Origin of the sequence: Sodalis sp. RH22 (assembly GCF_047324165.1) — a bacterium.
Lineage (GTDB): Bacteria > Pseudomonadota > Gammaproteobacteria > Enterobacterales > Enterobacteriaceae > Acerihabitans.
In genome coordinates this window covers 4,118,506-4,132,083 of record NZ_CP178731.1, presented here as the reverse complement: position 1 = coordinate 4,132,083, position 13,578 = coordinate 4,118,506, and the positions used below count along the sequence as shown (strand labels likewise).

At 61.8% G+C, this 13,578-nt stretch carries 9 protein-coding genes and 1 pseudogene; 8 read left to right on the top strand and 2 right to left on the bottom strand.

The features are described 5' to 3' along the window. Positions 1-68: 68 nt before the first annotated feature. The gene (locus tag ACL2XN_RS18715; RefSeq protein WP_413723511.1) at positions 69-2,684 is read right to left on the bottom strand and encodes an ATP-binding protein; all 2,616 of its coding nucleotides are present in this window, start codon (positions 2,682-2,684) and stop codon (positions 69-71) included. A gap of 152 nt (positions 2,685-2,836) precedes the next feature. Between ACL2XN_RS18715 and ACL2XN_RS18710 the strand changes: the two genes are divergently transcribed. From ACL2XN_RS18710 to ACL2XN_RS18695, 4 genes are all read left to right on the top strand, one after another. Then, positions 2,837-4,348 (top strand): sugar ABC transporter ATP-binding protein, encoded by a 1,512-nt coding sequence (locus ACL2XN_RS18710; protein WP_413729237.1) that lies wholly within the window; start codon positions 2,837-2,839, stop codon positions 4,346-4,348. Positions 4,349-4,357: 9 nt separating this feature from the next. Beyond that, a complete protein-coding gene (locus ACL2XN_RS18705; protein WP_410013036.1) occupies positions 4,358-5,347 on the top strand; it encodes an ABC transporter permease subunit in 990 nt (329 codons plus the stop codon). A gap of 19 nt (positions 5,348-5,366) precedes the next feature. Then, positions 5,367-6,308 carry an ABC transporter substrate-binding protein gene (locus ACL2XN_RS18700; RefSeq protein WP_413721668.1) on the top strand — a complete coding sequence of 314 codons (942 nt, stop codon included), beginning with the start codon at positions 5,367-5,369 and terminating at the stop codon, positions 6,306-6,308. A gap of 108 nt (positions 6,309-6,416) precedes the next feature. Continuing rightward, on the top strand, positions 6,417-7,103 hold the full coding sequence (locus ACL2XN_RS18695; protein WP_410013034.1) for a D-lyxose/D-mannose family sugar isomerase: 687 nt from the start codon (positions 6,417-6,419) through the stop codon (positions 7,101-7,103). A 5-nt stretch (positions 7,104-7,108) separates the two neighbouring features. Here the strand turns inward: ACL2XN_RS18695 and ACL2XN_RS18690 are convergent, their stop codons facing one another. Next, positions 7,109-7,855 carry a response regulator transcription factor gene (locus ACL2XN_RS18690; RefSeq protein ID WP_413729236.1) on the bottom strand — a complete coding sequence of 249 codons (747 nt, stop codon included), beginning with the start codon at positions 7,853-7,855 and terminating at the stop codon, positions 7,109-7,111. 148 nt (positions 7,856-8,003) lie between these two features. On the opposite strand from ACL2XN_RS18690, the gene mak reads away from it, so the two are divergent. The 4 genes and pseudogenes from mak (at position 8,004) to ACL2XN_RS18670 (ending at position 12,661) form a co-directional block, all read left to right on the top strand. Further along, complete coding sequence (gene mak, locus ACL2XN_RS18685; protein WP_413729235.1) at positions 8,004-8,909, top strand: fructokinase; 906 nt, start codon at positions 8,004-8,006, stop codon at positions 8,907-8,909. Between the two features lie 80 nt (positions 8,910-8,989). Continuing rightward, a pseudogene (gene yhjD / locus ACL2XN_RS18680) lies at positions 8,990-9,985 on the top strand (inner membrane protein YhjD); the annotation flags it as partial. A gap of 468 nt (positions 9,986-10,453) precedes the next feature. After that, positions 10,454-11,776, top strand: a complete 1,323-nt coding sequence (locus tag ACL2XN_RS18675) for an MFS transporter (protein WP_410013031.1) — start codon at positions 10,454-10,456, stop codon at positions 11,774-11,776. Between the two features lie 126 nt (positions 11,777-11,902). Next, positions 11,903-12,661: a CDP-diacylglycerol diphosphatase gene (locus tag ACL2XN_RS18670; protein ID WP_413730994.1), complete on the top strand. Its 759-nt coding sequence runs from the start codon at positions 11,903-11,905 to the stop codon at positions 12,659-12,661. Positions 12,662-13,578 lie beyond the last annotated feature (917 nt).

Here is a 13,578-nt window from a genome sequence, read left to right as displayed (position 1 = left end):
CGTTATCGTCGGACCAAACAGTTTTTTTTATTGATCGAAACGTCTTATCAATGGGTAACCGTTAAGCATCACCCATGGCCGTTTAGCCTTGCGCCTAAGGCCTGCCGCAGCGCCTGGGCCAATTGCGCCAGGCTAAACGGCTTGCGCAGCAGCGTGACGGCGTCGGGCAATCCGCAGCCGTCGCGGCGCATATCCTGACCGCTGATAAGCAGGGTAGCCAGCGCCGGATTCGCCCGGCGGGCCAGGCGAATAACATCGGCGCCGCTGTGCGCGCCGGGCAGCATTAAATCGCTAATCAGCAGGGCGATATCCGGCGTGCGCCCGAGCAGCATCAGGGCCTCGGCGCTGTCGCCGGTGGCGAGCGTCAGGTATCCCAACTGATGCAGCTGTTCGCGCAGGGTTTCGCGCACATCGTCCTGATCGTCAAGGATCAGCACCAGCAAGTCCTCGCGCGCCTCGGGAGCGGGTTCGGCCGGCGGCGCCGGGACCGGGGTCGCGGCCGGCGCGCGCGGCAGTTGCAGGCGCACCAGCGTGCCGGCGCCCGGTGACGATTCAATCTGCACCCGGCCGCCGGACTGGCGGATAAAGCCATAGACCATCGACAGCCCCAGGCCGCTGCCGCTGCCGACCGTTTTGGTGGTGAAAAAGGGCTCGAATACCTGCGATTGCACCTCGGCCGACATACCGCAGCCGCTGTCGGCGACCTCCAGCGTCACCATATCCTGCTTCCTGCCGCCGGCGCGCACCACCCGCTGGTTATAGGTACGGATAATAATTTCGCCGCCGCGTCCCTCCATGGCGTCGCGGGCGTTGACCACCAGGTTCATAATGGCGTTTTCCAACTGGTTGACATCGATCCAGGCAAACCAGCCGGGCAGTTGAGGCTCAAGCTTCAGCGCGAGGTTGACCGCAAGCGTTTGGCGCAGCAGTTCGCTCAGGTTATCCACCAGCCCGGCCAACTGCACCGCCTGGGGATGCAGCGCCTGTTTGCGGGAAAAGGCCAGCAGGCGCTGCGTCAGCTGGGCGCCGCGCCCGGCGGCTTTCAGGGCGCGATCGATGCGCTCGCCGTCGCGGCCGTCGCCGTTTGCGCACAGCTCAAGGCTGCCGATAATCACCGCCAGCAGGTTATTGAAGTCATGGGCCAGGCCGCCGGTCAGCTGTCCCACCGCCTTCATTTTCTGGCTATGGACCAGCGCCTGCTCCAGCGCCTTGCGCTCCGAGCGGTCCAAGACCACATTGACCATGCCGTGGCGCGGCACCGGGCTGAAACGCAGCTCGAGGATAGGGCCGTTTCCCAGGTGTATTTCCAGCGCGCGGGGTTGAAGCGCGCGCAGGTGGGCCGCCACCTCGCGCCAGTCGCGATAACCGGGCGCCTTTGCCTGGTTGCGGCCGAGGAACGCCAGCAATTCCCGGTAATGCTGGCCACGAAACAGCAGCGTTGCCGGCAGCCCCAGCAGCAGCGGGTATTGCGGGTTCCACACCACCAGGTGGCCGCGCCGATCGAACAGGGCAAACCCGTCGCGCATGGCCAGGAAGGTATTTTCCAGCTGGGTGCTTTTTTCTTTCAGCAGACGCGAGGTATGCTCCAAAGACGCGGTATTGCCGGCAAAGACGTTAAAGGCCCGCGCCAGATCGCCCAGTTCGTCGCGCCGGTGCAGTCCCGGCACGCTGACCTGGCGCTCGCCCCTGGCCAGACGTGACATGGCGTCGGCGATAACCGACAGGTTGGACCCCAGGTTGCGATAGATATACCAGCCGGCGAACAGGGTGATGACCAGCGACAGCAGGGCAAACAGGCCGATGAAATAGATGATTGACGCCAGTTCGTTATGCGTCTGGCGCATCCGCTCCCGCGACTCCCCCGCCACTTTTTGCACATACAGGTTGATATCGCCGTTCAGCATGCCGACCAGCGCCTTGATATGATAGGTGTAATAGGCGATGGCCAGATCGCTGCCGGACAGCTCGCGCCCCAGGGGGCCGAGACTGTGCTGGCTCAGCATAAATAACCGGATTTTATCGCCCAGCAGGGCGCTGGCGTCGCCGGCCGGCGGCCAGCCGGCCATCACCTGATCCAGTTGGATTAGCGCCGACCGGGGGCTGGTGGTGTGAATGGCGATATCCAGCAAGCGGTCGATTTCGCCCCTGAGGGCGACTGTCGGCGCCAACTGGTGTTCACGGGCCGCGATGGTATCAATCTGGCGCAGGTACATTTGGCACTGGTACAGCTCGCTCAGCAGCTGGTTGCGCTGCATATGCCGCTGATGGCCCAGCTCAAGCAGGCGGGTGACGCTGGCTTCCAGGGCGCCGCTGCGCCCGGTGATGCGCTCCACCAGCGCCGGTTCGCTCCCGGCCAGCGGCGATTGCGCCAACCGGCGCAGGGAAGATTGCAGCGCCAGCTGCGTTTGCGCCAGTCGCATAGCCTCGCTCTGGTATTCCAGCGCGCCCACCACCTGGGACAGGCGGATGGCGGCAATGGCCACGTTGGCGGTATCGCGTCCCAGCTCCATGCTGCCGGTCATTTCACTGAGGGTACGGGCCTGCATTTGTTCCTGCAGGTTGCCGGCATGGCGGAACCCCACGATCGCCACCACGCTCACCATCAGCGTCACCGCCACCACCAGCAGGTTAAACATCAGCAGGCGGCCCCGGGCGCCTGCCAGGATCGGCCTTGGGGAGAACAACGACGTCATATCAGGGCTCCGCGACGGGCAGGGCGCCAGTATAAAACCCATGCCGTGGCTAATTATGACAAACATGAACGACCGCTGACATTTTGCATTTATCTGCGCCTGCTTTACTGCGCCTATGACGGCTTAACGAAGGCGCCAACCGGATGACAGCTACCCCGATTCTCGAAATGCGCGATATCGGCAAACGTTTCGGCCATTTCCATGCCCTGAAGTCGGTCAACCTCAAAGTCTGGCTGGGCGAAATCCATGCCTTGATGGGGGAAAACGGCGCGGGCAAAAGCACCCTGATGAAAATCCTGGCCGGCGCTTACACCGCCACCAGCGGCGAGATCGTCATCGACGGCGAGCCCAGGCCGATTAAAAGCCCGAAAGACGCCCTGGCGGCGGGCATTACGCTTATCTACCAGGAAATGAATCTGGCGCCCAACCTGACGGTGGCGGAAAACATCTTCCTCGGCAGCGAGCTGGCGCGCGGCGGCCTGGTGCAGCGCGGCAAAATGGTCCAGGAGGCCCAGCAGGTCATCGATCGCCTGGGCGCCCAGTTTCACGCCACCGACCTGGTCATGTCGCTGACCATCGCCGAACAGCAGCAGGTGGAAATCGGCCGCGCGCTGCACCGCAACAGCCGCATCCTGGTAATGGACGAACCCACCGCCGCGCTCTCGTCCCGCGAAACGCAGCGCCTGTTCGAGCTGATAAAACGGCTGCGCCAGGAAGGGATGGCCATTATCTATATCAGCCATCGCATGGCGGAAGTCTATGAACTCTCCGATCGGGTCAGCGTGCTGCGCGACGGCCAGTATGTCGGCAGCCTGACGCGCGAGCAGCTTTCCGCCGCCGAGCTGGTGCGCATGATGGTCGGGCGGCCGCTAAGCGATCTGTTTAATAAGGACGTCCATATCCCGGTCGGCGATGTGCGCCTGGAGCTGCGGGACCTTACCGACGGTAAAAAAGTCAAGCCCGTCAGCCTGACGGTGCGTTCCGGCGAGATCGTCGCGCTGTCCGGACTGGTGGGCACCGGCCGATCCGAGCTGGCCCAGCTGGTGTTCGGCGTCCATAAACCCACCGGCGGCGTCGTGCGTGTGGACGGCAATCCCGTCGCCATCCGCTCGCCGCGCGACGCCATTGCGCTGGGCATCGGCTTTTTGCCCGAGAACCGTAAGGAACAGGGGCTGTTCCTGGATATGGCCGCCCATGAAAATATCGTTATGCCGATCCTGGAGCGCGACGCGCGCTTCGGCCTGCTTAACCGACGCAAGGGACTGTCGATTTCGTCCGAGGCCATCCGCGCGCTCAATATCCGCGTGCCCCACGCCCAGGTGCGCGCCGGCGGGCTGTCCGGCGGCAACCAGCAAAAGCTGCTGGTGTCGCGCTGGGTGGCGATCCATCCGCGCATCCTGATCCTTGACGAGCCGACGCGCGGGGTGGACGTGGGCGCCAAAAGCGAGATCTATCGCATGATGGGACAAATGGCGCAGCAGGGCGTGGCCATTTTAATGATCTCCAGCGAACTGCCTGAGGTGGTCGGGATGAGCGATCGCGTATACGTGATGTGTGAGGGCCGACTGGCAGGGGAGCTCAGCCGCGGCGAGATTTCGCAGGAAAATATCATGACGCTGGCCACCGGCGTCGCACTGACACCGTCGTCCGTTTAAGGAGCCGCCATGGCCACCAATTCCGCTACCCCCGACGCCACGCCGGCCGCCGCCAAACGGCCCTGGCTGAACGACCTGATGCAAACTGTCGGCATCCTGCCGATCCTGGTGCTGATCGTGGCGATTTTCGGCTTTGTCGCGCCCAATTTCTTCACCGACAGCAACCTGCTGAATATCGCCCGCCAGGCTTCCATAAACATCGTCCTGGCGGCCGGGATGACCTTTATTATCCTGACCGGCGGCATCGATCTGTCGGTGGGGTCGATGCTTGGCGCCACGGCGGTGGTGGCCATGGTGGTCTCGCTCAATCCGGCGCTGGCCTGGCTGTCGATTCCGCTGGCGCTGCTGGCGGGGCTGGGCATGGGGCTGTTCAACGGCATCCTGGTGGCCTACGCCGGCCTGCCGCCGTTTATCGTCACCCTCGGCACCTATACCGCGCTGCGCGGCGCCGCCTACCTGCTGGCGGACGGCACCACGGTGATCAATTCCTATATCAATTTCGAATGGATCGGCAATTCCTACCTGGGGCCGGTGCCCTGGCTGATTATCATTGCCCTGGCGGTGATTGCGGTGTGCTGGTTTATCCTCAGGCGCACCACCCTCGGCGTGCATATCTACGCGGTGGGCGGCAATATGCAGGCGGCGCGCCTGACCGGCATCCGGGTCAGCTTTGTGCTGCTGTTCGTCTATGCCGCCAGCGGCCTGCTTTCCGGCCTGGGCGGATTGATGAGCGCCTCCAGGCTCTACAGCGCCAACGGCAACCTGGGCATGGGGTATGAGCTGGACGCCATTGCCGCGGTGATCCTCGGCGGCACCAGTTTTGTCGGCGGCATCGGCACCATCACCGGCACGCTGGTGGGGGCGCTGATTATCGCCACGCTTAACAACGGCATGACGCTGATGGGCGTCTCCTATTTCTGGCAGCTGGTGATCAAAGGGGCGGTGATCATCATAGCGGTGCTGATTGACAAATACCGTACCCGACATCATCAGGCATAACCCATACCGGAGAGAAACCATGCGATTTAATCCTGTTTATACCGCGTTGCTGACGGCGGCCATGCTGACCGTCGCCCCCCTGGCGCAGGCCAAGGATCTGAAGGCCATCGGCGTAACGGTGGGCGATCTCGCCAACCCGTTTTTTGTCCAGATAACCAAAGGGGCGGAAATGAAAGCCCGAGAACTGGCCGGCGATAAAGTTAACGTGACGCTGGTGTCCAGCGGCTATGATCTAGGCCAGCAGGTGGGGCAAATCGATAATTTCATCGCCGCCAAGGTCGATATGATTATCCTGAACGCGGCGGATTCCAAAGGCATAGGTCCGGCGGTGAAACGCGCCCAGGCCGCGGGCATCGTGGTGGTGGCGGTCGATGTGGCGGCCGAGGGGGCCGACGCCACCATCACCTCCAACAATACCCAGGCCGGAGAACTGGCCTGCCAATACATTACCGATAAGCTGAAAGGCAAAGGCCAGGTGGTGATTGTTAACGGCCCGCCGGTGTCCGCGGTGCAAAACCGGGTGGAAGGCTGCATGAACGAGCTGAAAAAACACCCGGATATCAAACTGCTGTCCTATAACCAGAATGCCAAGGGCAGCCGCGAGGGAGGATTGGAAGTGATGACCTCGCTGCTGGCGGCCAACCCGCATATCGACGCGGTCTTCGCCATTAACGACCCGACGGCCATCGGCGCCGATCTGGCCGCCAAGCAGGCCCAGCGTAAAGAGTTCTTTATCGTCGGCGTCGACGGCTCGCCGGACGGCGAGGAAGCGCTGAAACGCGAAAACTCGCTGTTTGTCGCCACGCCGGCCCAGGATCCGCAGGTCATGGCCGCCAAGGCGGTGGAAATCGGTTATGACATTTTACAAGGCAAGCCGGCACCCAAGGACCCGGTGCTGATCCCGGTGAAAATGATCGATCGCAACAATGTCGGCAGCTACAAGGGCTGGACGGTGAAATAATCCACAGCGCCGGCGGGCCGGCGCGGTCGACTCCGCGCCGGCCCGCCATCATCCTCCTATGGGCGGCGAGGTATCGCGCCGCCCGCTCCCGATGACAGCGGAGGCGATATGAAACGCTCTCAGGTCAACAGTATCCTGCAGCAGACCCAGCAATTTTTTGCCCGCAACGGCATGCATCTGCCGCCGTTTGCCCGTTTTTCCCCCCCGGACTGGCTGGCCCTGGAACGCCGGCACTGGCGCGAGGTGTTTGATCTGCGCCTGGGCTGGGATGTCACCGATTTCGGCGGCGATGATTTTAGCCATACCGGCCTGACGCTGTTCACCTTGCGCAACGGCTCCCCCGACGGCGCGCCTTATGCCAAAACCTATGCCGAAAAAGCCATCCATTGTCGGGAAGCACAAATCACGCCGCTGCATTTTCATTGGCATAAGCGCGAGGATATTATCAACCGGGGCGGCGGCAACCTGATGGTGGAAATGTATAACAGCGATGAGGGGGAACAGCTCGCCGCCTCGAAAGTGACGGTCGTCATCGACGGTTGCCGGCAAACCCACGCCGCCGGCTCCCGGGTGCGGCTGGCGCCCGGGGAAAGCATTTGCCTCACGCCCGGTATTTACCACAGTTTCTGGGGGGAGGAGGGTTATGGCGATGTGCTGGTGGGCGAAGTCTCCATGACCAATGACGACCAGCATGATAACCGTTTCCTGCGGGGACAGGCGCGTTTTAGCCCGATAACCGAAGACGAGGCGCCGCGCTGGCTGCTATGCAACGACTACCCCCTCTTACCGGCCTGACGCGCTCAGGCGGTCTGGGCGATGGCGGCATCGGCGCGCACCACATCGGCCGCAAACACATATCCCAGCCGGCGGATGGTGCGGATAAGCGTCGGCTGGTGGGGATTGGATTCTATCTTACGGCGCAGCCGCATGATCAGCACGTCGACGGTGCGATCGAAGACGTCCAGGGTTTCGCTGTGGGTCAGTTCCAGCAGTTGATCGCGGGTGAGCACTTTACGGGCGTGCGCAATCAGCGCCAGCAGCAGGCTGTATTCGCCCTGCGTCAGGACCACCGGATCCCCGCCGGGATTAAACAGCGTGCAGCTGTCGCTGTCGAGCCGCCAGCCGTTAAACAGCCAGCCGTTGTGACGGCCGGCGGCCGGCGGCGCCATGGACGGCGAACCGCCGCGGCGCAGCACCGCCTTGATGCGCGCAATCACCACGCGCGGATGAAAGGGTTTGACGATATAATCATCGGCGCCCATTTCCAGACCGACGATGATATCGGATTCCGATCCCATGCCGGTGAGCATCACCACCGGCAAATGCGGCCGCAGGCGCTGGATCTGCTGCAATACCAGCAGGCCGTTGGTATCCGGCAGCATCAGGTCCAGCAGCACCAGCGCAATCTCCGGCGATTGCTCAAGCAGCGCCAGCGCCGACCGGCCCTGATGGCGGACGTGCACGGTAAATACATGCTCGCTGAGCATGTCGTTTAACAGTTCACAGATGGCGGGGTCGTCGTCCACGACAAGAATACTGGGTTTCATATGCCGTCTTCGCTGTGTTACGGGAATGATAATAGAGTGTACATTAAGCCAAATCGATAGCATGGTTCAGGATGTGGATGTGTGAGACGTCTCTCATGCCGCATCGGGGACGCGATGGCCGGCGGCGGATTAAATGGAGGAGGTGACAATGCGTATTGGCATAGATCTGGGCGGGACCAAAACAGAAGTGGTGGCGCTGGGCGAGGACGGACAGGCGATATATCGCCAGCGTATCCCCACGCCGCGCGACGATTATGACCAGACCCTACGCACCATCGCCTCGCTGGTGGCCGGCGCCGAACAGGCCGCCGGCCGGCAGGGCAGCGTCGGCATCGGCATCCCGGGCACCCTGTCGCCGTATACCCAACGGGTGAAAAATGCCAATTCGGTCTGGCTCAACGGCCGGGAGATCGATAAGGATTTAACGGCGCTGCTGGGACGACCGGTACGCATCGCCAACGACGCCAATTGCCTGGCGGTATCCGAGGCCACCGACGGCGCGGCCGCCGGCGCCGCCACCGTGTTTGCGGTGATTATCGGCACCGGCTGCGGCGCGGGGCTTGCGATCAACGGCCGGGTTCATGCCGGCGGCAACGGCATCGCCGGAGAGTGGGGCCATAATCCCCTGCCCTGGCAGGACGGGGACGAACAGCGCCATGCCCGGGAAGTACCCTGCTACTGCGGCAAGACGGGCTGTATCGAGACCTTTGTGTCCGGCACCGGTTTTGCCGGCGACTACACCCGCCTGGGCGGGCCGCCGTCCACCGGCGCGGAGATTATGCAGCGGGCGGCGGCGGGGGACGCGCTGGCCGGCATGGCCGTCAGCCGCTATGAGCAGCGGCTGGCCAAGTCGCTGGCCCATGTGATCAATATCCTCGACCCCGACGTGGTGGTGCTGGGCGGCGGCATGAGCAACGTCGACCGCTTATACCGTACCCTGCCGGCGTTGATTAAAGGCTGGACGTTCGGCGGCGAGTGCGAAACGCCGGTGCGCAAGGCGGCCCACGGCGATTCCAGCGGGGTGCGCGGCGCCGCCTGGCTGTGGCCGGATTGATCCGCCCGTGCCGTTTTTAGCGATCCTTATCTATAATCAATTGCATGGCGAACTAATATCGCGATAGAGATGAGAGGATCATGGCTGAAAAATCGACGACATCAACCCCGTCCCCCGGGCAATCCGGCAGTTCGCTGTTCGGCAATATCCATACCGGCAACGAAAAGATTGATAAGGTGGCGTTACGTTCCGGCCGCCTGATCGGGAAAGTCAGCGCCTATCCGGCTGTGGCGCACGTGATCCGCGCCGTGGAACGTTTTAACGACCGTATGGGCAGCCAGTTCGGCGCGGCGATCACCTATTTTTCCTTCCTGTCCCTGATACCCATTTTAATGGTGTCCTTCGCCGGGGTGGGGTTTTTCCTGGCGTCCAATCCGGATATCCTGACCAACCTGATTAACAAGATTGCCGACAGCATCAGCGACCGGACCCTGGCGGATACGCTGAAAACCACGGTCAAGACCGCCATCGCCCAGCGTACCACGGTGGGTATTACCGGGCTGCTGATAGCGCTGTATTCCGGCCTGAACTGGATGGGCAACCTGCGCGAGGCCATCCGCGCCCAGCTGCGCGACGAATGGGAGCGCAATCCCCAGGATGAGGAAAAATTCTATCTTAAATACCTGCGCGATCTGATTTCGCTGATTGGACTTATCGTGGCGCTGATTGTCACCCTGTCCCTGACCTCCATCGCCGGCGCCGCCCAGGAAAGTATCGTCAAAGCCCTGGGGCTGGACACCGTTGAATGGCTGCGGCCGGTCATGACGGTGGTCACGCTGATAGTCTCGGTGCTGGCCAATTACCTGCTGTTTTTGTGGATCTACTGGGTCATCCCCCGCCATAAGCCGCACAGCAAAGCCATGTTCCGCGGGGCGCTCCTGGCGGCGGTGGGTTTTGAAATCATCAAAATTATCATGACCCTGACGCTGCCCAAGCTGGCCACCTCGCCTTCGGGGGCGGCGTTTGGCTCGGTGATCGGGCTGATGGCGTTTTTCTACTTTTTTGCCCGCCTGACATTGTTTTGCGCCGCCTGGATAGCCACGGCAAAATACCGCGACGACGACACTCCCACGCCGCCGGGGACGAAAGCGCCTCCCGCGGCGAATCGCGGCCGGGACAATACCGGCGCCGGCATATCTTACGGCGCGCCTGGAAAACCGCCGGCGGCCCGGCGCCTCTGCGCCGCCCGGGCGGCATCGGGACAGGACCGCCTCTTGCCCTATCTAATGGTGCTTACCGCCGGTATAGCAGTGTATTATTTCAATAAAATGCGCTAAAAGCAGTGAGTATTGCTACTTTTAACAAAAATATAACCACAAACCAGCATATAACACTTACCCCGCCCTTTTATTTGCCCCCGGGGCAGGGTTAAATTCTGCCGGTTGCCGCCTATCACGGTCTTCCCTCTGCAAACAAGCGTCTGTGTCACATAATCTGCTTTTTGGCAGGCAAAGACGCCGGGTGGTCAAAAATACGCCATTGAAAATGCTTTTTTCTATGTCTAAGATGCCTTTCTTTTACGCATTTGATCAATAAGAAACAACATGCCAGCCTCCATCGCACCAGCCATCGAACCCAATGCGCCATCCGTCCCGGTAAACTCCCGGGGTAAAGTGATTGTGGCGTCGTTAATCGGTACCGCCATCGAATTTTTCGACTTCTATATTTACGCTACCGCGGCGGTCATCGTTTTCCCGCATATCTTCTTTCCGCAGGGCGATGCTACCGCCGCCACGCTGCAATCGCTGGCGACGTTCGCGCTGGCCTTCGTCGCCCGGCCCATCGGCTCCGCCCTGTTCGGGCATTTTGGCGATCGCGTCGGACGCAAGGTGACGCTGGTGGCCTCGCTGCTGACCATGGGTATTTCCACCGTGCTCATCGGCCTGCTGCCGGGTTACCAAACCATCGGCATCGCGGCGCCGATACTGCTGGCGGTGGCCCGTTTCGGCCAGGGCCTGGGACTGGGCGGCGAATGGGGCGGCGCGGCGCTGCTGGCCACGGAAAACGCGCCGGCGCATAAGCGCGCGCTGTACGGCTCGTTCCCGCAACTGGGGGCGCCCATCGGCTTCTTTTTCGCCAACGCCATGTTTTTAGCCCTGTCCTGGCTGCTGACCGACGAGCAGTTCCTGAGCTGGGGCTGGCGCGTGCCTTTTATCCTGTCGGCGGTACTGGTGCTGATCGGCCTGTATGTGCGCGTCTCGTTGCACGAAACGCCGGTATTCGCCAAGATAGCCCTGGCCAAGGCGCAGGTGCGCATGCCCATCGGCACGCTGTTCAGTAAGCATCTGAAAGCCACCGTGCTCGGCACCTTTATCATGGTGGCGACCTATACGCTGTTTTATATCATGACCGTCTATTCGCTGACCTACGGCACGACCCCCAAGCCGATTGGCCTGGGGATCCCCCGCAATGATTTCCTGCTGATGCTGATGGTCGGGGTCATCGGTTTCGGGCTGCTGGTGCCGGTGTCGGGCCAGCTGGCCGACAGCTTCGGCCGCCGGCGGACCATGATCACCGTAACCCTGATTATCATCCTGTTCGCGCTGGTTTTCCCGTCCATGCTTGGCTCGGGCAATATCTGGCTGGTAATGGCGTTCCTGCTATGCGGTTTTACCGTTATGGGCCTCACCTTCGGACCCATGGGCGCGCTGCTGCCCGAGCTGTTCCCCACCGAGGTGCGTTATACCGGCGCGTCGTTCTCCTATAACGTTTCCTCGATTATCGGGGCTTCGGTCGCGCCCTATATCGCCACCTGGCTGACCGCCAATTATGGTCTGTTCTATGTCGGCATCTACCTGGCCTCAATGGCGACCCTGACGCTGCTGGCGCTGCTGGCCACGCACGAGACTCGGCATCGGTCATTGTAGCTGTTAAAATAAGCGCGCCGGCAGTCAGGGGCCATCCCCCGGCCGGCTGGAGAATGACGGGCCGGATCCCCAGTGGTGCGGCCCGTTTTTTTTGATTATGCGAAAATAATGAGGGCTGTAATGAATATGCGGCGTAACCGATATTTCCTGCCGATACTGTTGTTGGTCATCGCGGCCATTGGCGCCGGCATCTATTACAGCCGCTTGCCCGGCGGCAACCCCGATGCGCTGTGGAAGATCGTCAGCCAGAAATGCGTACCCGGACAGCAAAAAACCGGACAGCCGGCGCCTTGTGCGCAAGTCAACCTGGCGGCGGGGTACGTGATACTTAAGGACCTGAACGGCCCCCTGCAGTATTTGTTGATGCCGACCGAAAAAATAACCGGTATGGAAAGCCCGCAGTTGTTACAGCCCCAGACCCCCAACTTCTTTTATGACGCCTGGCGGGCGCGGCACTATCTCGCCGAAAAACGCGGTGCCCCAATCCCGGACAGCGCCCTCTCCCTGGCGATTAATTCCGCCTCGGGCCGCACGCAGAACCAGTTGCATATCCATATCTCCTGCCTGCGTTCCGATGTGCGGCGCCGGCTTGACGGCGAAGCCGCCGCCCTCGGCAATGCCTGGCGCCCCTTGGGCGAACCGCTGATGGGGCATCCGTACCTGGCAATGCACGTTACCGCCGCCGAACTGGCGGCGCAGAGCCCGTTTCTGATGCTGGCGCGCGGCGTGCCGGACGCGGCGGATAACATGGGGCATTTTACGCTGGCCCTGGTGCCGCTGGCCGACGGCGGCTTCGCGCTGCTGGCCGGCGAGCGCAACCTGCTGCGCGGTAATCTGGCTTCCAGCGAGGAGATCCAGGATCACAACTGCGCCATCCTGCGCTAAGCGGACATGTCCGTGTCGCCCCTTGGCGGGATTTTCGCGTACGGCTTGCGGGTGAGGTTTATGTTGCCGCGGCGAGGGTTTCGCTGATGCTTGCGGGTGGGGTTTATGTTGCCGCGGCGAGGGTTTCGCTGATGCTTGCGGGTGGGGTTTATGTTGCCGCGGCGAGGGTTTCGCTTGCCATGCGTTAGGTTGTTTTATGCAGTGCCGGGCGCCGGCAAGCGACAAAGAGGCCGTACCGCGACGGCCTCCTTGACCTCCGCGCGTCCGGCAGATCGTGCGCCGCTGCGCGGTGCCCGGCATCACCCATCCCGGCTTTTGGACCGCCCGGCATGCGTTCCAGACGCAAGCCGGGCTTTCGCCGCTCCCGGCGGCTCATCCAGCCGTGACGTGCGCCGCCGGCGCACTCTATGCCGGCACCACGTCAACACCATCGCCTGCCGGCAAAACAGCGTTTTGGGGTTCTTAGCGGTATGCGCTTACCGGGAAAGGTCTCAGTATTCATTTTACGCTAATGTTTACAGGCTGATGGCTAATGGCTGGAAGCGTAATGCTTAATGTTAAAACTCAAAACTCAAAATTGAATGATGAATGTCATATGGCATAACTGCATGACTGCATGACTGCATGACTGATAAGTCTCTTTCGGTATGCCTGCTTTTCGCTATGTCAGCGGCATTCCAGACCCGTTGCATTCTGTAATGGTTAACCGTATCCCGGCGCCAGACCTTATCCCAAGCATCAGCGCCGCTGTTGTTTCATAATATGCCGTGCGAACCGCGACATAGGGACCGGCATAAAGCGCGCTGACGGCGCCTGTGACCCCGGCATGAGCCGCCGGGAGCGGCGAAAGGCCCGGTAGCGCCGGGAGCGCATACCGGGCCGGTGCATCACGGGGGCATGGGCGGCGGAAGGCATCG

Coding starts and splice junctions, on each gene's coding strand:
- ACL2XN_RS18710 (WP_413729237.1), top strand. CDS start 2,837: ATGACAGCTACCCCGATTCTCGAAATGCGCGATATCGGCAAACGTTTC.
- ACL2XN_RS18705 (WP_410013036.1), top strand. CDS start 4,358: ATGGCCACCAATTCCGCTACCCCCGACGCCACGCCGGCCGCCGCCAAA.
- ACL2XN_RS18700 (WP_413721668.1), top strand. CDS start 5,367: ATGCGATTTAATCCTGTTTATACCGCGTTGCTGACGGCGGCCATGCTG.
- ACL2XN_RS18695 (WP_410013034.1), top strand. CDS start 6,417: ATGAAACGCTCTCAGGTCAACAGTATCCTGCAGCAGACCCAGCAATTT.
- ACL2XN_RS18690 (WP_413729236.1), bottom strand. CDS start 7,855: ATGAAACCCAGTATTCTTGTCGTGGACGACGACCCCGCCATCTGTGAA.
- mak (WP_413729235.1), top strand. CDS start 8,004: ATGCGTATTGGCATAGATCTGGGCGGGACCAAAACAGAAGTGGTGGCG.
- ACL2XN_RS18675 (WP_410013031.1), top strand. CDS start 10,454: ATGCCAGCCTCCATCGCACCAGCCATCGAACCCAATGCGCCATCCGTC.
- ACL2XN_RS18670 (WP_413730994.1), top strand. CDS start 11,903: ATGCGGCGTAACCGATATTTCCTGCCGATACTGTTGTTGGTCATCGCG.